18 protein-coding genes are annotated in these 19056 nt (G+C 69.5%); 10 read left to right on the top strand and 8 right to left on the bottom strand.

Features of this window, described 5'->3' with window-relative positions; translation table 11 throughout:
- Window positions 1-15: 15 nt before the first annotated feature.
- Window positions 16-1818 carry an AMP-dependent synthetase/ligase gene (locus tag ACH46_RS12620; RefSeq protein ID WP_062393240.1) on the bottom strand — a complete coding sequence of 601 codons (1803 nt, stop codon included), beginning with the start codon at window positions 1816-1818 and terminating at the stop codon, window positions 16-18.
- A gap of 128 nt (window positions 1819-1946) precedes the next feature.
- On the opposite strand from ACH46_RS12620, the gene ACH46_RS12615 reads away from it, so the two are divergent.
- The 6 genes from ACH46_RS12615 (at window position 1947) to ACH46_RS12590 (ending at window position 6300) form a co-directional block, all read left to right on the top strand.
- Window positions 1947-2354, top strand: a complete 408-nt coding sequence (locus ACH46_RS12615) for a hypothetical protein (RefSeq protein ID WP_062395374.1) — start codon at window positions 1947-1949, stop codon at window positions 2352-2354.
- 3 nt (window positions 2355-2357) lie between these two features.
- Window positions 2358-2795, top strand: a complete 438-nt coding sequence (locus tag ACH46_RS12610; RefSeq protein WP_062393239.1) for an SRPBCC family protein — start codon at window positions 2358-2360, stop codon at window positions 2793-2795.
- 20 nt (window positions 2796-2815) lie between these two features.
- Complete coding sequence (locus tag ACH46_RS12605) at window positions 2816-4012, top strand: ArsA family ATPase (protein WP_062393238.1); 1197 nt, start codon at window positions 2816-2818, stop codon at window positions 4010-4012.
- 163 nt (window positions 4013-4175) lie between these two features.
- The gene (locus tag ACH46_RS12600; RefSeq protein ID WP_062393237.1) at window positions 4176-4511 is read left to right on the top strand and encodes a hypothetical protein; all 336 of its coding nucleotides are present in this window, start codon (window positions 4176-4178) and stop codon (window positions 4509-4511) included.
- A 1-nt stretch (window position 4512) separates the two neighbouring features.
- Window positions 4513-5499, top strand: coding sequence for an ROK family protein (locus ACH46_RS12595; RefSeq protein ID WP_062393236.1), 987 nt, complete (start codon window positions 4513-4515; stop codon window positions 5497-5499).
- Between the two features lie 75 nt (window positions 5500-5574).
- Window positions 5575-6300 (top strand): lysophospholipid acyltransferase family protein, encoded by a 726-nt coding sequence (locus ACH46_RS12590; protein ID WP_062393235.1) that lies wholly within the window; start codon window positions 5575-5577, stop codon window positions 6298-6300.
- Window positions 6301-6303: 3 nt separating this feature from the next.
- On the opposite strand, the gene ACH46_RS12585 is transcribed toward ACH46_RS12590, so the two are convergent.
- On the bottom strand, window positions 6304-7617 hold the full coding sequence (locus ACH46_RS12585) for a glycosyltransferase 87 family protein (protein WP_062393234.1): 1314 nt from the start codon (window positions 7615-7617) through the stop codon (window positions 6304-6306).
- A gap of 67 nt (window positions 7618-7684) precedes the next feature.
- Between ACH46_RS12585 and ACH46_RS12580 the strand changes: the two genes are divergently transcribed.
- On the top strand, window positions 7685-8173 hold the full coding sequence (locus ACH46_RS12580) for a polyadenylate-specific 3'-exoribonuclease AS (RefSeq protein WP_062393233.1): 489 nt from the start codon (window positions 7685-7687) through the stop codon (window positions 8171-8173).
- 76 nt (window positions 8174-8249) lie between these two features.
- Window positions 8250-9644, top strand: coding sequence for a class II 3-deoxy-7-phosphoheptulonate synthase (locus tag ACH46_RS12575; protein ID WP_062393232.1), 1395 nt, complete (start codon window positions 8250-8252; stop codon window positions 9642-9644).
- Window positions 9645-9745: 101 nt separating this feature from the next.
- On the opposite strand, the gene ACH46_RS12570 is transcribed toward ACH46_RS12575, so the two are convergent.
- Window positions 9746-10957, bottom strand: coding sequence for a protein kinase domain-containing protein (locus tag ACH46_RS12570; RefSeq protein WP_062393231.1), 1212 nt, complete (start codon window positions 10955-10957; stop codon window positions 9746-9748).
- A gap of 71 nt (window positions 10958-11028) precedes the next feature.
- On the opposite strand from ACH46_RS12570, the gene ACH46_RS12565 reads away from it, so the two are divergent.
- On the top strand, window positions 11029-11394 hold the full coding sequence (locus ACH46_RS12565) for an Rv2175c family DNA-binding protein (RefSeq protein WP_062393230.1): 366 nt from the start codon (window positions 11029-11031) through the stop codon (window positions 11392-11394).
- Window positions 11395-11406: 12 nt separating this feature from the next.
- Here ACH46_RS12565 and ACH46_RS12560 read toward each other — a convergent pair whose 3' ends face one another.
- From ACH46_RS12560 to ACH46_RS12545, 4 genes are read right to left on the bottom strand one after another with little or no spacing between them, the layout of a single operon-like run.
- The gene (locus tag ACH46_RS12560) at window positions 11407-12315 is read right to left on the bottom strand and encodes a phytoene/squalene synthase family protein (protein ID WP_062393229.1); all 909 of its coding nucleotides are present in this window, start codon (window positions 12313-12315) and stop codon (window positions 11407-11409) included.
- A complete protein-coding gene (gene mptB / locus ACH46_RS12555) occupies window positions 12308-13831 on the bottom strand; it encodes a polyprenol phosphomannose-dependent alpha 1,6 mannosyltransferase MptB (protein WP_062393228.1) in 1524 nt (507 codons plus the stop codon). Before mptB ends, ACH46_RS12560 begins: the two co-directional genes overlap by 8 nt.
- Window positions 13828-15351, bottom strand: coding sequence for a phytoene desaturase family protein (gene crtI, locus ACH46_RS12550; protein ID WP_062393227.1), 1524 nt, complete (start codon window positions 15349-15351; stop codon window positions 13828-13830). The genes mptB and crtI overlap by 4 nt, the downstream gene beginning before the upstream one ends.
- 4 nt (window positions 15352-15355) lie before the next feature.
- Window positions 15356-16438, bottom strand: a complete 1083-nt coding sequence (locus tag ACH46_RS12545) for a polyprenyl synthetase family protein (RefSeq protein WP_062393226.1) — start codon at window positions 16436-16438, stop codon at window positions 15356-15358.
- Between the two features lie 43 nt (window positions 16439-16481).
- Between ACH46_RS12545 and ACH46_RS12540 the strand changes: the two genes are divergently transcribed.
- Window positions 16482-17456, top strand: a complete 975-nt coding sequence (locus tag ACH46_RS12540) for a methylenetetrahydrofolate reductase (RefSeq protein WP_062393225.1) — start codon at window positions 16482-16484, stop codon at window positions 17454-17456.
- A 42-nt stretch (window positions 17457-17498) separates the two neighbouring features.
- Here the strand turns inward: ACH46_RS12540 and ACH46_RS12535 are convergent, their stop codons facing one another.
- Entirely contained in the window at window positions 17499-18734 is a 1236-nt protein-coding gene (locus ACH46_RS12535) for an IS110 family RNA-guided transposase (RefSeq protein WP_236995100.1), read from the bottom strand.
- Between the last annotated feature and the right edge of the window lie 322 nt (window positions 18735-19056).

Here is a 19056-nt window from a genome sequence, read left to right as displayed (position 1 = left end):
GGGTCTGCGTGTTCGCTACTTGGTGTAGATCGCGGCGATCTCGTCGGCCCACTTCTCGGCGACCACGTTGCGCTTCACCTTCATGGTCGGCGTCAGTTCGCCCGAGTCCTCGGTGAAGTCGGACGGCAGCACGCGGAACTTCTTGATCGTCTCGGCGTGCGAGACGGTTTCGTTCGCGGCGTCGACCGCCTTCTGGACCTCGGCGCGCAGGTCGGGGTCGTCGACCAGGTCGGCGACGGTGGCGTCGGCGGACTTGCCGTTGCGCTCCTTCCACGCGGGGAAGGCCTCCGGGTCGATGGTCACCAGACCGCCGATGAACGGCTTCTGGTCACCGACGACCACGGCCTGCGACACGAGGGCGCTGGCCCGGATGATGTCCTCCATCGGCGCCGGGGAGACGTTCTTGCCTCCGGCGGTGACGATGATCTCCTTCTTGCGGCCGGTGATCCGGAGGAAACCGTCCGCGTCCAGGGCACCGAGGTCGCCGGTGTGGAACCAGCCGTCGGTGATGGCCTCCGCGGTGGCCTTCTCGTTCTTCCAGTAGCCGGCGAAGACCACCTCGCCGGACAGCAGGATCTCGCCGTCGTCGGCGATGCGGACCGTGTTGCCGGGGATCGGGCGGCCCACGGTGCCGACCTTCACCACGCCCGGCGTGTTCACCGCGATCGCGGCGGTGGTCTCGGTGAGGCCGTAGCCCTCGTAGACCGGGATGCCGACGCCGCTGAAGAAGTGTCCGAGGCGCGAACCGAGGGGAGCGCCGCCGGAGATGGCGAGCTCGCACTGGCCGCCGAGGGCCGTGCGGAGCTTGGCGTAGACCAGCTTGTCGAACAGCGCGTGCTTGGCGCGGAGCAGCAGGTTCACGTCGCCGTTCTGCTTGGCGGTGGAGTACTCGACGGCGGTGTCGGCCGCCAGGTCGAAGATCTTGCCCTTGCCGCCGTCGTGCGCGCCCTGGCGCGCCGAGTTGTAGACCTTCTCGAAGACGCGGGGCACCGACAGGATCAGCGACGGCTTGAAGACCGCGAACGTCGGGATGAGGTTCGGGATGTCGGAGGTGTAGCCGATCTCGACGCCGGCCTCCATCGCGACCAGGTTGATGGCGCGGGCCAGGACGTGAGCCAGCGGCAGGAACAGCAGCAGGCGCTTGCCGTCGCCCAGCAACGTGTTCAGCGACGTCTGCATGACGCCCTCGATCTCGCCCAGGAGGTTCGAGTGCGTCAGCATGCAGCCCTTCGGGCGACCCGTCGTGCCCGAGGTGTAGATCAGGGTGGCGGGGCTCGACGCCTTCAACGTGCGCCGGCGGGCGGTCACCTCGTCGTCGGCGACGTCCTTGCCGCGCTCGGTGAGCAGATCGACGATGCCCTGTCCGTCGGCGACGTCGATCTGGAAGACCGTCACCGAGTCGTCGACGGCGTCGGCCGACTCGGCGACCGTGCGGTGGCCGTCGGTCTCGACGATGATCGTCTTGGCACCCGAGTCACGCATGATCCAGTCGATCTGCGGACCCGACGACGAGTCGTAGATCGGGATGGTGACGGCACCGGCCGACCAGATCGCGAAGTCCAGCAACGTCCATTCGAGGCGCGTGGAGGACACCAGGGCGACGCGGTCGCCGGGCTCGATGCCGGACGCGATCAGGCCTTTGGCCAGGGCGACGACCTGCGCTCCCGCCTCGGCAGCGGTGACGGGGAGCCACTGCGTCCCCTGCTGCTTGCGGAACACGGTCTTGCTGCCGTTCTTCTCGACGAGGTCGAAGAGCACGTCGGACGCATTCCGCTCCTCCGGGATCTCAAACTTCGCGGGCACGCGGCATTCGGCCATGTAATACACCTTCCGGAACCGAAAATTCTTAGAACGAGCTGAATCTGAGAGTGATCTTAGACCCACGGCTCGTGGGGTTCAGCACGAGTGGGTTTCTCCCGCGGGAGCGCGTGTGTGAAGCTAGGACGGTGACGAGCATTCAGGTTGCCGACGAGGTCTTCATCGCCGCGGCCCCCACCCTGGCCGGCCCCGTCGTGGGCGACCGGGCGCGGTGGCGTCAGTGGTGGCCGGATCTGGCGTTGACAGTTGTCGAAGACCGCGGACACCAGGGCGTGCGCTGGACCGTCGAGGGCCCCATCGCCGGAACCATGGAGATCTGGTGTGAGGAGTGCATGGACGGATTCGTGCTCCACTATTATCTGCATGCAGAGCCCGTCGGCCCGCTGCCGACCGATCCTCGCGAGTGCATGGACGCACTCGCCGAGATGAACCGACTGCGGCGGATCACGGGGAAAGAGATGTCTTTTCACGTCAAATGGCTGCTGGAGGGCGACCGCGAGGTCGGAGCGCCCGCCGTCGCGGCTGCCGAGGAGTGAGCGTTGGCCGACCACACTGAGCAGTCGATCGTCATGAACGCCGACGTCGCCGACATCCTGGCGGTGATCGCGGACTTCGACGCGTACCCGGAGTGGGTCACCGCGGCCCGCGAGGTGAACGTCGTCGAGCGTGACGCTCAGGGGCGGGGCGTGCACGTCACCTTCGTCCTCGACGCGGGCGTGCTCGCCGACACCTACGAACTCCGCTACGTCTGGGACGACGACGGCGCCGGGGTGTCCTGGACACTCCTGTCCAGCGACTTGCAGCGCGCCCAGGAGGGCAGCTACCGCCTGGTGCAGCAGGTGCCGGGATCGACCAAGGTCACCTACACCCTGATGGTGGACCTGCGGATCCCGATGATCAGCCAGCTGAAACGGCGGGCGGAGAAGGCCATCACCGAGACGGCGCTCGGCGAACTCAAGAAGAGGGTCGAAGGCTGATCGACTTAGCTCCCATCCATCTGGTGTTCGGGCCCGGTGGCTCGGGCGTGTCCGTGCTCTCCGCTGCGGCGGCGCTGGGCGACCGCTCGACGCACCCGCGGTCCGGCCTCCGCGTGGGCAGCGAGCGCGGAACGCTCCTCGTCTCCCTCGACGGACGGTCGTACCTGCCGGAGCGGCTCGGCGTGCTGCGCGTGCCCGGGGAACCGGTGCCGGTGACCGCCGACGTCGACCTCCTGCAGGTGGATCCGCTGCGAGTCGTCGAGAACGCGTGGTCGGACTTCACCGCGGCGCTCGCCGCCGTCGCCGGCGTGTCGACGCTGCTGCCGCTGGTCGGCACCCTCGCGTCCGTCGATCCCGGTGAGCTCTCGACCCTGCCGGGGGCACAGGAGTTCCTGCTGCTCCGTCAGGTCCGTGACGCCGCCACCGCGGGTCGCTGGCAGCGCATCGTCGTCGACCTCTCGGGCTGCAGCGACCCCTTGGCGCTGCTGCGCGCCCCGACCGTCCTGTCCGCCGCGCTGGAACGACTGTGGCCCCGTCACGCGCGACTGGCCGAGGCGTCGGAGAAGCCGGCGCTGGCGCAGTTGTCGGCGGCGGTGGAGGGCATCGACCGCGACTGCCAAGACCTGATCGAGCTGCTCGTCGACCCGCACGGAGTGTCCGCGCACCTGGTGGTCGACGGCGGCGACCGCGGCGCCAGAGCGCTCGCCGACCACGTCGCGATCAGCGACCTGATGGGACTTCCCCTGCGGTCGGTGCTGGTCAACAACGGGGCAGGCGGTCCGGGCGGCGCCACCGAGGACGTCGCGCGCGGCCTGCTGGCCGACGACCCCGACGTGACCGTGAGCGTCGTCGACGCCGCCGCGGACCCGCTCGACCGGCTGTCGCGGCTCCGGCGCATCGACATCGACCTGCCGGACCCGACGGGCCGCCCGCGCGGATCGGGAGCGCTGACCGTGACCCATGTGTCGGGAGAGGATCTCGAAAGCCTCTTCGAACTGGCGTGGCGACAAGGTCTGCCCGATCCCGACCGCCTGGAACTGGGCCGATCGGGTGACGATCTGTTGATCACGATCTCCGGATTCCGGTTCCCCGTGCGGCTCCCGTCGGTCCTGCGCCGCTGCGTCGTCGCCGGAGCCGACTGGACGGACGGACGGCTGGTCCTGCAGTTCCGGCCCGACCCTCGGGTCTGGCCGCAGCGGCCGATGCGGGTGAGTTGATCATCTCGCGCACGGCGACGCGGATCACCGCGCATCATGGGTGTGCGGTCGCTCACCAGAGCGCGGCCCGGGGGTACGGATCCGGGGCGCGGACCGGTAGCGTCGATTGTCCATACCGTCCGATCCCGATGTCGTCAGAAGCAGAGTTGAGGAACCTTCGACCATGACCGATGCCAGCAGCACCACGGGTGCCGGCTCCGCCGACGGCGATCCGGTGCAGGCACTGCTGCTCGGATTCGCGAATCAGATCGACCAGCTCGCCGGATTGATCGCCGGTGCCGGCGGCACGGCGATGGGCGGCTCGCCCGTCCCGGAGTTGATGGGGGAGCTCGGAACGCTCGTCAAGGAGTTCGGCGACCTCCTCGCGCGCATCATCGCCGCGTTGATCGCCGTCCTCGAGGCGGTCGCCGAGACGCTCCGGTCCGACGGGCCCGGGGAGACGGCGGCCACCCCGCACTTCGAGCCGATCATCGTCAACATCAACCGGGCGAGCAACTGAGATGGCCGGTCGTGCCAGTGACGTCCTGACCGTCGGCATCGACATCGGCGGGACCAGCGTCCGCGCGTCGGTCGTCGACGCGCAGGGTCGACGACTCGACACGCTGCGTACAGCGACGCCGCCCACCGCCGAATCCCTGGAGCACTGCCTGCAGCGGCTCGTCGCCGAACTCCGCGACCGATGGGCGGTGGCCGCCGTCGGCCTCGCGATCGCCGGATTCCTGACCCCGGACCGGCAGACCGTGCGGTTCGCTCCGCATCTGGCCTGGCGGGAGGCGCGGGTCCCCGAGATCATGACCGAGCTGATCGGGCTGCCGGTCTTCGCCGAGCACGACGCCAACTCGGCCGCCCTGGCCGAGCTGCAGTTCGGTGCCGCGGCGGGCGGGCACAACACCCTCGTCCTGTCGATCGGCACGGGCATCGGTGCGGGCATGATCCAGGACGGACGGATCTACCGCGGAAGCTTCGGCGTCGCACCTGAGTTCGGGCACCTCACCGTGGTCCCGAACGGTCGGCCCTGCAGTTGCGGCAAGCGCGGCTGCTGGGAGCGGTACTGCAGCGGCACCGCACTGGTCGACACGGTGCTCGAACTCCTCGCCGCCCAGGACAACCCGCGCAGTGTGCTGGCCGCCGAATCGGAGGCCGACCCCGGATCGCTGACCGGGCGACGGGTCGCCGCGGCCGCCGCCGACGGCGATCCGGTCGCCATCGCCGCCTACCAGGACCTGGCACGCTGGCTCGGCTACGGGCTCGGGATGATCGCGGACGTGTTCGATCCCGACCTCATCGTCCTCGCCGGCGGTGTCGGCGCCGCGTCGAGCCTGTTCCTCGACGACGCGCGTGAGCATTACGCCGCGGCCATCACGGGTAGCGGGCACCGCCGACTGGCGCGGATCCGCGGCACTCAACTCGGCGACGCGGCGGGAACGATCGGAGCCGCCGAGGTCGCGCGGCAGGGCCTTGCGGCGCAGGCTGCGGGCGGTCAGTAAAGTTGCTCCCGACGCGTCCGCGCGCCGGGAGTGATGTCATGCACTCGGATTCAACGAAGTGGGGCAGGAGCATCCATGTGGTACTACCTTTTCAAATACATCTTCATGGGCCCCGGTCTGCGCTTGATGGGCCGGCCGCGCGTCGAGGGCGTCGAGAACATCCCTGAGCACGGTCCCGCGCTCATCGCGTCGAACCACCTGGCCGTCGTCGACAGCTTCTACCTTCCGCTGATGTGCCCGCGCCGCATCTTCTTCCTCGCCAAGAGCGAGTACTTCACCGAGAAGGGCATCAAGGGCCGCTTCAAGAAGTGGTTCTTCAGCGCCTCGGGGCAGATCCCGATCGACCGTTCCGGCGCGAGCGCCGCTGCCGGCGCCCTGTCGGCGGGCAAGCGCGTCCTCCAGGAGGACGGTCGCCTGCTGTGCCTGTACCCGGAGGGCACCCGCTCGCCCGACGGCCGCCTGTACAAGGGCAAGACCGGCCTGGCTCGCATGGCGCTGGAGACCGGTGTGCCGGTGATCCCGATCGCGATGGTCGGCACCGACCGCATCAACCCTCCCGGCACCATCCTTCCTCGCCCCACCCGCATCACGGTCCGCGTCGGCAAGCCGCTGGACTTCTCCCGTTACGAGGGCATGGCGGGCAACCGGTTCATCGAGCGTGCCGTCACCGACGAGATCATGTATGCGCTGATGCAGCTCGGCGGCCAGCAGTACGTCGACGTGTACGCCGCGAGCCTGAAGAACAAGACGAACGACGTGCCGCCGTCGACCCCGGGCGTCAAGCCCGAGTCGGCGGCCTGACCGTCACGCGGTCGGCTGACGCCGGGGGAGCAGCCACAGCGCGGCCAGGAACGCGATGCCCCACAGGCTGAACGAGTTCCCGACGATGTGCTGCCAGAACGACCAGCCGTCCTCGATCGGCGGCAGCAGCTGGAACGGGCCGATCGCGAAGATCACCGTTCCGACGCCGGCGAGCCCGTAGTACGTGATGCGGGCCGCACGCGTGCCGATGCGGTACGCCAGGGTCAGGCACAGCAGGATCGCCGGAATGCACCACACCCAGTGGTGCGCCCAGGTGGTCGGTGACACGAGCAGACCCCACACGGCCACGATGCAGGTCACCGCGAGCGCCGCCACGCGACCGGTCATCGGACCGGGCGCGAAGGCGTCGACCGGATGCCACGACCGCGCCGCCAGCAGGGCGAGGACGGTGACCGCGAGGCTCGTCCCGATCCACCAGTACGACGACGCGCTGCCGTCGCCGAAGATCCGCAGCCCCGCGGCGTTCAGATTCTGGTTGATGCGTCCCTCGGGCTGCCCGATCCGGGCCGTGTGGAACAGGGTGTCGGTCCAGTAGGTGCGCGAGTCGTCGGGCATCCACAGCCATCCGATGCCCGCGGCCACCGCGAAGGTGACCAGACCGGTGACCACCGCGCGGAACCGTCCGGCGATGAAGAACACCCCCAGGAAGACCAGCGGGGTGAGCTTGATGGCGGAGGCGACGCCGATGAGGACGCCGCGACCCCAGCCGGCGGACGAGCCGCCGCCGTCGGTGGCACGGCGGTGCAGGACGAAGACGTCGATCATGATCATGGCCATCAGGACCACGTTGATCTGACCGAATCCGAGGGTCATCCAGAACGGGTTGAACCAGATCGTGGCGACCGACAGGCCGGTCGCCAGCCACCAGCGGTTGTCGCGCGAGCCGATGTCCAGGAGCGCGAGCGACAGTTTCGTGACATAGATCAGCAGCGCCGCGGTGACGAGCGAGATCCCGATGCTCGCCACCGACAGGGGGATCGCGCCGAGCGGCGTGAACAGGAGCGCGGCGAACGGCGGATAGGTGAACGGCAGCCAGATGCCGTCGGTGGTGAACGGCATCGACCCGTCCGCGTACAGGCTCAGACCCTGGTGCCAGATCTGGCCGCCGATCCGGTAGACGTCCATGTCGAACCGGGTGCGGGTGCCGAAACTCGAGGTGAAGGGGACTCCGAAGATCTGGAGCATCGCCGACAACGCGAAGGCGACGACGATGCCGACCTTCACGGCGGTGCCGGGTCGCCACGAGCGCAGCCGCAGGGCGGGGCCTGCCGGCTCCTGGCCGGGTGCGAAGGACATGACTGCCAGTATTCCTTGCCACCCGGTCTTTTCGGCGAGCGACACCGGGCGTGGATAATCAGACCCCGTGCGCTACTTCTACGACACCGAGTTCATCGAAGACGGAACGACCATCGAGCTGGTGTCGATCGGGGTGGTCGCGGAGGACGGCCGCGAGTATTACGCGGTGTCGACGGAGTTCGACCCCAACCGCGCGGGCGACTGGGTTCGCACCAATGTCCTGGACAAGCTGCCGTCTCCCGCGGACAAGGCGTGGCGGAGTCGTCGCGCGATCCGCGAGAGCCTGTTCGAGTTCCTCACGGCCCCCGGTGATCGGGTGGAGCTGTGGGCGTGGGTCGGCGCCTACGACCACGTGGTGCTGTGCCAGCTGTGGGGCGACATGACGCAGCTCCCGCGGGAGATGCCGCGCTACACCCGGGAACTGCGGCAGCACTGGGAGTCGGCCGGGCACCCCGAGATCCCGCCGGCCCCGAAGAACGCGCACGACGCCCTCGCCGACGCTCGACACAACCTCGTGAAGTGGCGGGCGATCGAGGAGGCGCGGTCGGCGCACTAGCGCTGCGGCCGACTGGTCTCCCAGTGGGTCGGAGGCTTCGTCGGCGTGGTCTGGTTCGTCAGGCTAGGCTGGTCGAGTGGTGAACTGGACCGTAGACGTGCCGATCGACGAACTGCCCGAACTCCCTCCGCTGCCCGGACATCTGGCCGAGGAGTTCGACGACATGCTGGCCCGCCCGGCGCTGCAGCAGCCGAGCTGGCCCAAGGAAGAGGCGCACAAGATGCGCACCGTCCTGGAGAGCGTGCCGCCGATCTGCATGCCGTCCGAGGTGGAGGCACTGGCCGATCAGCTCGCCGAAGTGGCGCACGGCCGTGCGTTCATGCTGCAGGGCGGCGACTGCGCCGAGACCTTCGCCGCCAACACCGAGCCGCACATCAAGGGCAACATCCGCACCCTGCTGCAGATGGCCGTCGTCCTGACTTACGGTGCCAGCCTGCCCGTGGTGAAGGTCGCGCGCATCGCAGGCCAGTACGCCAAGCCGCGTTCGGCCGACACCGATGCGCTCGGACTCCTCTCGTACCGCGGCGACATGGTCAATGGGCTGGAGGCGTCCGACGCCGCCCGCGTCCACGACCCGTCGCGCCTGGTGCGCGCCTACGCGAATGCCGCGGCCGCGATGAACCTGGTGCGCGCGCTGACCGGTTCCGAGGCCCGCCTGGCCCACGTGCACAACTGGAACCGCGAGTTCGTCCGCACGTCGCCCGCCGGTGCCCGGTACGAGGCGCTGGCCGCCGAGATCGATCGCGGCCTGCGGTTCATGGACGCCTGCGGCGTCACCGACTCCAGCCTGGAGTCCGCATCCATCTACGCCTCGCACGAGGCGCTCGTCATGGACTACGAGCGCGCCATGCTGCGCTTGGCGAACAACCCGCGCGGCGGCGACGACAAGACGCTCTACGACCTCTCCGCGCACTACCTGTGGATCGGTGAGCGCACCCGTCAGCTCGACGGCGCACACATCGCGTTCGCCAAGATGATCAGCAACCCGATCGGCGTGAAGATCGGTCCGACCACCACGCCCGAGATGGCCGTCGAATACGTCGAGGCCTTGGACCCGGAGAACCGTCCCGGCCGCCTGACCCTGGTCTCGCGCATGGGCAACGGCAAGGTTCGGGAGGTCCTGCCCGCGATCGTCCGGGCCGTCGAGGACACCGGCCACAAGGTGATCTGGCAGTGCGATCCCATGCACGGCAACACCCACACCGCGTCGACCGGCTTCAAGACCCGCCACTTCGACCGCGTGGTCGACGAGGTGCAGGGTTTCTTCGAGGTGCATCGCGCACTCGGCACCCACCCGGGCGGCGTCCACATCGAGCTGACCGGCGAAGACGTCACCGAGTGCCTGGGCGGTGCTCAGGACATCTCCGACCTCGATCTCGAGGGCCGCTACGAGACGGCGTGCGACCCCCGCCTGAACACCCAGCAGTCGCTGGAGCTGGCGTTCCTCGTCGCGGAGATGCTGCGCGGCTGACCCGGACTCGCTCGAGTCCCGCAGTGACGGACAACAGAGCTCGGCCCCCGAACAGATCTCACGGATCGGTTCGGGGGCCGAGTTCTCTGTCGATGAGTCCGTCAGACCAGCGAGCCGCCGACGGCCCAGCCGACGGCGCCGAGTCCAGCGGCGACGGCGATGACGATGACGGTCCAGATCAGGGCGAGCAGCCGGCCGCCCGAGGTGGCGGCCGGATCGCCGGCTTGAACGACGTCGTCGTCGCGCTCGTCGTCCGGATGCCAGTCGTCGTCCCAGCGCTCGTCGTCCCACGGTTCGTCGTACTCGTCGTACGCGTCGTCGGGAGCGGCCCCGTACGCGGGGTGCGGCGTCGGCGCGGCGACGTGATGCGCGGGCGGCGGAGGCGGATCGGACATCCGGACCGGGCGAGCGATCGCGGACGTCACGCGGGCGGACGCCTGCGCCGGGGCCGGGACGGTGAACGCGGGGAGATCCAGTTCGTCGGCAGCGTCGAGGATGGCGTGCTGCATGGCGAAGCCGTCGCGGAACCGGTCGCCGGGGCGCCGTTCGGTGGCGCGCAGGACGATCTCGTCGAACTGCGGCGGCACGCCCTCGATGAGGTCCCCGGGTGCAGGGACGTCGTAGGTCAGCCGCTGGTAGGCCAGAGCGAGGGGCGTGGATCCGCTGAACGGCTGGCGTCCGGTGAGGAGCTCGAACAGCAGGATGCCCGCGGAGTAGACGTCGCTGCGCGCGTCGATCTCGGTGGACTCGACCTGCTCCGGCGACAGGTAGGCTGCGGTGCCGAGGATGACGCTCGCGGAGGTGACGCCCGCTTCGGCGACGGCGCGGACCAGACCGAAGTCGGCGACCTTGATGTCGCCCGTCTCCGAGACGAGCACGTTCTCGGGCTTCACATCACGGTGGACCAGTCCTGCGCGATGGGCGGTGCCGAGGCCGCCGAGCATCGGGATCGCCACCGACGCCACCGCGTGGGGAGGCATGGGACCGCGTTCGCGGAGCAGCTCGCGCAGACTGCCGCCGCGGACCAGCTCCATCACCAGGAAGGCGATGTCTCCGTCGATGTTCTGGTCGTAGACGGCCACCAGCCCGGGATGGCTCAGACCGGCGACCGCACGGGCCTCGAACTCGAAGCGGCGCAGGAACAACGGGTCGCCCACGTACCGCGAGTCCATCACCTTGACGGCCACCCGCCGGTGGAGCCGCAGGTCGGTGCCGACGTACACCGCGGACATGCCGCCGCGCGCGATCGGCACGTCGATCCGGTAGCGCCGCTCCAGGACTCGGCCCAGGAGGGGATCGTCGGGGGTGGTCACGATGAACGAATCTACCCGTTTGCCCCGACAACCCGCGGTCGGCACGCACGGTCCCGGTACGCTTTGTAACCGTGGGTTCCCTTCCGCTTTCGATAGACATCCTTCCCGACGACGTCCCGGTCCTGGATCTGGACGATGCGGCGCGCCGCCTCCGGGTCTCCGGCAACCGGCTGCGCACGCTGATCCGGGAGCACAATCTGCTGGCCGCATCGCGCGGCGGCGTCCCGGTGATCCCCGAGGTCTTCTTCGGGCCCGACGGCCTCACGAAGCACTTCGAGGGACTGGTCTCCGTGCTGCTCGACGGCGGGTTCAGCCGCGACGAGGCGATGCGGTGGCTGTTCACCGAGCAGGAGGACCTGGGATTGCGTCCCGCCGACGCGTTGCACACGCACTCGGCGCGCGAAGTGATCCGCCGGGCGCAGGCCGAAGCCCTGTAGGAACGCCGGCTCTCAGAACCGGGCGCGACCGCTCAGCGAGACGATCGCGTGGCCGATGCGCCGTCGGACCGGCACCACTGCGCGACCCGCGAAGACATCGTGATCCTGTGCCTCGATCTCGGCCAGGATCGCACTGTAGGAGCGCGCCGCCGCGCAGATCGCCGGCCGGGTCCGCGGAGGTAGGGCGGTGATCGCCGCACCCGTTCGACGGTATTGGTCGCGGTTGACGGCGATCAGGTGGGCGATCGCGCGCCGCATCGGTGGACTCGCCGTTCCGGCCGCCGCGTCGTCGAACAGCGTCGCCTCGTCGACGCCGAACGCGGTGAGGTGGTCCAGCGGCAGGTAGATGCGGTCGCGGGCGGCGTCCTCGCCGACGTCGCGGAGGAAGTTGGTGAGCTGGAAGGCGTCGCCCAGCAGCGCGGCGCCGGCCGCGGTCTCCGGATCGGTGGGATCGGCGCCCAGCACCGGCAGCAGTTGCAGGCCGATCACGGCGGCCGAACCGTAGGTGTACTCGGCGAGCTCGTCGAGATCGGCGTACCGGTTCCGGAACAGCGGGTGCCCGGGCAGGTCCATGCGCATCGAGCGGCCGAACGCGTCGAAGGTGGTCGCCGGGATGCCCAGGCGGCGCACCGAGTCGGCGAGCGCGGCCAAGACATCGGCGTCGTCGTCCGAGACGTCGACGGCGGGGGAGCCTGCGATGGCGGCGAACAGTCCCGACTCCAGTGCGTCCAGCCGCGCGGCCTGCGCGTCGGGGCGTCCCGGCTCGTCGACGACGTCGTCGACCAGCCGCGCGTAGGCGTACAGAGCGAAGACGGCCCGCCGACCGGCGATCGGCAGCAGGCGCGCCGCGAGATAGTAGGTCCGTCCGGTACCGCGGGTGATGCCCTCGGCGAGCGCATAGCCGCGTTCGACGTCAGCCATGGGTCAGCAGCGAGCCGAACCGCCGGAGTCGGAGCGGGTCGCGTCGACGCAGCGAGACCGCGGCGAGGACGGCGAAGGCGAGCGCCATCAGGGACTCGAGCGGCTTGTAGAACAGGATCGAGTCGTCCGGCTGGAACACGATCAGGTAGAACGTGCTGACACCGACCACCACCTGCCGCACCCACATCGGGAGCGTGAACGCCACCACCACGCAGGCGACCCACGTGTAATACCAGGGCAGGGTGGAGGGCTCCAGCAGCAGCAGCGCCAGCATCGCCCACGACATCCCGGCCATCGCTGATCGTTCGTCGGTCCGGTACCGCCACCACAGGTACACGAGGATCAACGCCAGGGCCACGCTGCCGATCCCGCGGGTCACCGGCAGCACCTCCTGCAGGTTCAGCGTCGCGAAGGGCGCGGCGGCATAGGTGACGATGTGGCCGATCATGATCGGAATGGTGAACGGGTTGATGATCCGCGACGCGTACGCGAGGCCGTTCATCCAGCCCACACCGAGCCCCAGGATCAGGGTGAACACGCCGAACACCGCGCTCGGGATCGCCGCGGTCGCCGCGAACAGACCGACCCGGTCGCGCCAGGAGATCAGAGCGGGGTCGGCGATGTCGACGCCGCGTTCGGCGGCCCGCCGCTTGCGCACGTGATCGATCCAGATCCACAGGACGAACGGGATGGCGATGCCCGCGGTGATCTTCACCGAGATCGCGAGACCCAGCACCACCAGCCCCACGACATGCCTGCCGGCGAGGGCCAGGGCGACGCCTGCGGCGAGGAAGCCCATCATCAGCAGCTCCAGGTGGGGGCCGCCGACGAGATGGATCAGGAGCATCGGGTTCACCAGGACCAGCCACAGGCCCAACCGTCGGCTGGCACCGAAGTGCGCGGCGATCCGCGGGACGGCCCACATGGTCAGCACCAGGCCGGGCAGCAGGGCGACGCGGATCAGGAACACGCCGGCGAAGACGTTGTCGCCGGTCACCTCCACGATGCCGCGCAGCAACAGCATGAAACCCGGACTGTACGGCGACGTGGTCGGCGCCCAGATCTGCGCCATCGAGTCGACGATCGGCCCGGGGGCGTGCGCGGGGCCGTCCGTGTACGGATCGAATCCGTGCATGAACACCGACGCCTGCCCGAGGTAGGCGTACACGTCGCGGCTGAAGGTGGGGATCGCCACCATCAGCGGTGCGGTCCAGGCGACGATCGTGCCCATCGTCGCCCGCAGGCTCATCCGCTCGTGGTCGCGACCGATCCGCACCCAGGCGATCACCATCAGGGCGACACCCGTCCAGAAGGCGAAGCCCGACAGTGTCTTCCCGTGCCCGTAGGTCATCGGCGCCAGGCCGAGGTCGGGGAGGGTGGCGTCCAGGCGAGGGACGTCGGAGAGGCCGTAACTGCCCGCGGTGACCAGCAGGGCACCCAGGAATCCGAGGCAGGCGTCGGGGTAGCGTCGCAGCGGGTTGCCCGTCGGGCTGCTCTTCGTGACCGTGGTCGTCATCGACGTCCGCCTCTCGCTCGCGCCGACCGGAGGTGGTCGTCGATCCGTGCCGCGGCCAGCTTCCCCGAGATGACGACGGGCGGGATGCCGACACCGGGCACCGTCGCGCTCCCGCCGATCGCCAGGTTGGGGACACCGCGCCACACGTTCGGGGTGCGGAGCGGACCGGTCTGCGTCAGGGTGTGGGCTGCGGAGAACGGTGTGCCCGCGGGGAGACCGGCGCGCAGCCAGGTGCGCGGATGATCGATGCGCAGCACCTTCATCGACGACATGCCCGCGTACCCCCGTCCCTCCAGGACGCCGAGGAACTCGGCCGCGTACGGCTCGGCGAGCGTGTCCCAGGGCAGATCCGCCGACACCAGATTGGGGGTGGGAGCCAGCACCGACACCGATTCCAGCCCGTCTGCGACGAAGGTCGCCGGGTCCGAGACCGCTGAGCGGGTGATGAGGAACGAGCCGTCAGACATCAGCCGCCCGGGGCGGCCGGTGATCTCCGCGAACGTCCGGGTCCAGGCCTCGCCGAAGTCGAGGGTGTGGTGCCCGGACCGCCAGGAGTCCGTGACGCCGACCGGAAGCACCCCGTGCACCACGACGGCGCTCGGTGAATACCGCAGACGACGCCGCGGGCGCGGCTCGCGCAGCAGGTCCGCGACGGCGTCGCGCTCAAGGGTCGCGACGACGGCGTCCGCCGGGATGGACCGCCCGCCGACCGTCACACCGGATGCGGTGCCGTCGCCGCGCCGGAGGATCCGATCCGCGCGGGCGCCGTACTCGATCCGCACACCCGCGTCCACGAGCGCATCGGCGAGGACCCGTCCGATGCGGCCCATGCCGCCCGCGGGCGCCGTGAGGCCACGGCCGATGTCCATGTCGGCGATGATCGCGTAGATCGCCCGCGCACGATGCGGTGGAACGCCCGCGTACAGGGCTTGGAAGGTGAAGGCGCGCTGCACGCGGGGATCCGAGACGAACCGGGAGACGGCGCCGGTGAGCCCGCCGAGGGTGCGCAGTCGGGTCAGTTCGACGGCGGCGCGCCGGGTCGGCGCACCGGTCAGGTCGGCGAGGCCGCCGTAGTTGCGGTCGATGAAGACGTCGAACTCCGCGTCGTACACCCGACGCAGCCAGCCCAGCAGGTCGTGGGCGCCGGCCGCGGCCTCGGCGCCGAACGCACGCTCGACGGCGGCGGGGATGTCGGCGGCCCGGCGCGGGAGCGCGAGGGTGGAGCCGTCGGCGTAGTTCATCACGTAGCTCGGATCCACCGGAACCAGCGCGAGGCGGTCGAGGGACTCCTGCTCGCCGATCCCGAGGACCCCGAGCGCATCGGTGATCAAGGTCGGCATGGTGAGGACGGTGGCGCCGGTGTCGAAGCGGTGGCCGTCGACGGTCTCGGTGCGCACCAGCCCGCCGGGCTCGGCACCGGCCTCCAGCACGGTGACCTCGTGGCCCGCGCCGCGCAGGTGGGCGGCGGCCGTGAGCCCGGCCAGGCCGGCGCCGACGACCACGACATGGGGAGCAGTCATCGGCTCACCGCTGCCGATGCGTGATGCGGCGGGCGATCCACGTGAGGTCGTCTCGGGCGGAGGCGGGGACCGGCAGGCGGTCGATGCCGTCGAGCGCGGCGTCCAGCCGGTCTTCGATCTGCTGTTCGACCGCGGCGAGTGCGCCCGAGTCGGTGAGCACGGAGCGGGCGGCCGCCACGTCGTCGTCGGACAGGGGCCTGCCGATGTTCGCGCGCAGCAGTTCCGCATCGGGGCCGGAGGCGCGCTGCAGTCCCTCTGCGAGGAGCGCCGTGCGTTTGCCCTCGACGAGGTCGTCGCCCGAGGGCTTCCCGGTCTCGGCGGGATCGCCGAACACGCCGAGGACGTCGTCGCGGAGCTGGAACGCGATCCCGAGGTCGATGCCGATGCGGTGCAACGACTCCGACAGTGCGTCATCGGCGCCCGCGAGCGCCGCCCCAAACTGGAGGGGACGGGCCACGGTGTAGGCGGCGGTCTTGTACTCCATCACCCGGTAGGCGGCCGTGATGGACTCGTCGGCGGCCGACTCGTTGGTGATGTCGAGCAGCTGTCCGCCGAGGACCTCGGTGCGCATCCGCGCCCACAACTCGCCGACCGGTCGGGGCAGGGGGCGGGGATCGGTCCATCGGCCGGGTGCGATCCCGTGGACCAGGTCGTCGGCCCACGCCAGGGCGAGGTCGCCGAGGAGGATCGCGGCGCTGACGCCGAAGTGCGCCGGATCGCCGACGAACGCGCGCTCGACGTGGACCGTCTCGAAGCGACGGTGGGCCGTCGGCCTGCCGCGCCGCGTGTCGGAACGGTCCAGGATGTCGTCGTGGATCAGTGCGCACGCCTGGATCAGTTCGATCGCCGCGCCGACACGCAACGCGAGGGTCTCGTCGGCCGCGTCGGCCGTCGGGGCGCCGCACTGCCAGCCGGCGAAGACGAACGTGGGCCGGACCCGCTTACCGCCGCCGAGGACGAAGTCGGCGAGGACGTCGCCGGCCTCGGCGACGGCGGGGTAGATCGCGTCGAGCGTCGGGCGGTTGGCGTCGAAGTACTCCGCCAGCACCGCGTCGACAGCGGCGGGTACGTGCGCAATGGTGACCACGACAGGCAAGGTTACCGATCCGGGTGATCCGTATGATGGGCACGTGACCGACTCGACCCACCCCAGCTCCGATGTCCTGGCCCGCGCGGGCCAGTCCGTCGTCGAGCGCCTGGCCGACCCGTACCCCGGACCGATTCCGTTCTCGGTGGAGTTCTTCCCGCCCCGTGACGCGGAGGCGGAGGCCCGCCTGTGGCGGACGGCGCGCACCTTCGAGCGGATGAACCCGGCCTTCGTGTCGATGACCTACGGCGCGGGCGGCACCACGCGAGATCGGACCGTGCGGATCGCAGGCGAACTGGCGACCGAGACCACGCTCCTGACCGTGGCACACCTGACGGCGGTCAACCACAGCATCGACGAGATCCGCGGCCTGGTCGGCGCCTATGCCGACAAGGGGATCACCAACCTGCTCGCGCTGCGCGGCGACCCGCCCGGCGACCCGCTAGGCGAGTGGGTCAAGCACCGCAAGGGTGTCGAGTACGCCGAGGAGTTGGTGCGGCTGATCGACGACCTCGGTGACTTCCACACCGGCGTCGCGTCGTTCCCCGAGGGACATCACCGGTCGCCGAACCTGGCCGCCGACACCGGCAACCTGGTGCGGAAGCTGCGCGCCGGTGCCGAATTCTCGGTGACCCAGGTCTTCTTCGACGTCGAGGACTACCTCCGGCTGCGCGACCGGCTGGTCGCCGCGGACCCGGAGCAGGGCGCCAAGCCGCTGATCCCCGGGCTGATGCCGATCACGTCGCTCGCCACCGCGCGCCGGATGACCCAGCTGTCCGGCAGCAAGATCCCGCCGCAGGTGGAGGAGCGGCTGGCGAAGGCCGCGGGCGACGGCCCCGAGGAGAACCGCGCGGACGTACGCGCGGTCGGCATCGATCTCTGCACCGAGATGTCGGAGCGACTGATCGCCGAGGGCGTGCCCTGCCTGCACTTCTGCAGCCTCAACTTCGTGAAGGCCACCAGCGAGGTCCTGGACCGGATCGGCATCGACACCCGCGGGGCGCTCGCCGCGCTCTGAAGGCCGTTTCCGCTGGTTGAGACATCCCTAGGTGGGAAGTTGTCAAGCAGCAACTGAAATCGAGGCGTGCGCCCAGGCAATGGCGGGGTTGTATTGCTGGTGCCGAGCTAGGCAGCCGTGAAGGATTCCGACGAGCTTGTTCGCCAGCTGCCGCAGAGCGGCGTTGTGCTCGGCACCGCGATCACGTTGCTTGCGGTAGTAGGCGTAACAGTAGGGGTCGTTGAGAATGGCTGCGTTGGCTTGTCTGAACGTGGCATCGAGCAGCCAGTCATTGCCGGCGGCGCGGGCGCAGACGATCTTCGATTTCCCTGACTGGATGGTGATCGGGCTGGTCTGGGAGAAGTTCCGGCGGGCCTTCGCTGAACGGAAGCGGGTCCGGTCATCGCCGTATTCACCGCATAGTCGTGCCCCCACGACCAGCCCGACCCCCGGCTGACTGAGGTAGATCTCAGCGTCGGGGTGCTCGGAAAAATGGGCACCGACCTGCTCTTCGAGCTCGGTGATCTGATCATTGACCCGAACAATGGTCCGGACTGTCGCGGCCACGTTGATCGCGTATGCCTGCACGATCTCGGGGGCGACCTCCAACTGCGAAGATCGCAGGATCTGCTGGATGCGGGCTGCTTTAGCGTCCTTGTTCTGACGCCGCTTCAGCAGCGGAAGCAGTTGCCGCACTGTCAGTTTCGCTGCCTGGTCAGGCGTCGGCGCCTTCATCAAGATGCCGATGACCGTCCGGTCGTGCAAGGACCAGTTGAACTCGGAGCAGATCAGCAAGATCATCGGGAAGTACTCCCGCAACGCGGCCCTGAGCCGGTTGGCGTACCGGGTCCGGTCCCACACCGCCCGTTGATGAGCGCGGGCCAGGATCTTGATCGCGGTCACCTGGGCGGTGTCACCGCCGACCTCGGTCAGGGTGTGATGCCGAGACCGGACCATCTCTGCCAACGCCAGTGCATCGCCCGGATCACTCTTGGCTCCAGAGCTGCCGAAGGATTCCCGGAATCGTTTGGCCTGCAACGGGTCAACACCGAACACGTGATAGCCGGTCGCGGCCAAGGCCTGCACCCAGGGGCCGTGATCGACCTCGATGCACACCATCACCTGATCCGGATCCAGGTCAGCGACCTGCTCCTCGACTGATCGGCTACCGCGGCGGTGCTGTCGGCCGGCGGCCTTCACCGCGGCGCGGGCGAGGGTTTCGGCGAACTGGGTGATGCCGTCGGGGCCCACCAGAACGCGTGCCCTGGCCAAAACCTTCTCGGCGTCGTCGATCACCACGAGGTCGTGATGATCAGATGCCCAATCGTCTCCTACGAAAAACATCGGTCCGGTCTCCTTCCCGGCTGCATGACCTCGGATGTTCGTCCGAGGAACCGGCAGCCGGGCCGGCGGGCGGGTTGCGGGCTAATGGGTCAGTACTCACACCACACGCCCCGGATGACCCGGGGTCGGGTCGGCACATCATCCCAGCAGCAATCTGTGCTCGCAGGCGCAATCTCCGAAGGCACGATCTCAACCTAGAGCTCGCCTGAACGACGGCCCAGCGAGCAAGAGTGCTCACTCGAAGACTGGCTACCTACAACTGAGTGTGTCACCGATC

It is taken from the genome of Gordonia phthalatica (genome assembly GCF_001305675.1).
GTDB classification, from domain to species: Bacteria; Actinomycetota; Actinomycetes; order Mycobacteriales; family Mycobacteriaceae; genus Gordonia; species Gordonia phthalatica.
Note: the sequence above shows the minus strand (reverse complement) of the source record. Positions and strands in the feature narration are given on the sequence as shown.

Excerpts from the sequence above, each read along its gene's own strand:
- ACH46_RS12595 (WP_062393236.1), top strand. The coding sequence starts at position 4,513 with ATGGCCGGTCGTGCCAGTGACGTCCTGACCGTCGGCATCGACATCGGC.
- ACH46_RS12585 (WP_062393234.1), bottom strand. The coding sequence starts at position 7,617 with ATGTCCTTCGCACCCGGCCAGGAGCCGGCAGGCCCCGCCCTGCGGCTG.
- ACH46_RS12600 (WP_062393237.1), top strand. The coding sequence starts at position 4,176 with ATGACCGATGCCAGCAGCACCACGGGTGCCGGCTCCGCCGACGGCGAT.
- crtI (WP_062393227.1), bottom strand. The coding sequence starts at position 15,351 with ATGACTGCTCCCCATGTCGTGGTCGTCGGCGCCGGCCTGGCCGGGCTC.
- ACH46_RS12620 (WP_062393240.1), bottom strand. The coding sequence starts at position 1,818 with ATGGCCGAATGCCGCGTGCCCGCGAAGTTTGAGATCCCGGAGGAGCGG.
- ACH46_RS12590 (WP_062393235.1), top strand. The coding sequence starts at position 5,575 with ATGTGGTACTACCTTTTCAAATACATCTTCATGGGCCCCGGTCTGCGC.
- mptB (WP_062393228.1), bottom strand. The coding sequence starts at position 13,831 with ATGACGACCACGGTCACGAAGAGCAGCCCGACGGGCAACCCGCTGCGA.
- ACH46_RS12560 (WP_062393229.1), bottom strand. The coding sequence starts at position 12,315 with ATGGCTGACGTCGAACGCGGCTATGCGCTCGCCGAGGGCATCACCCGC.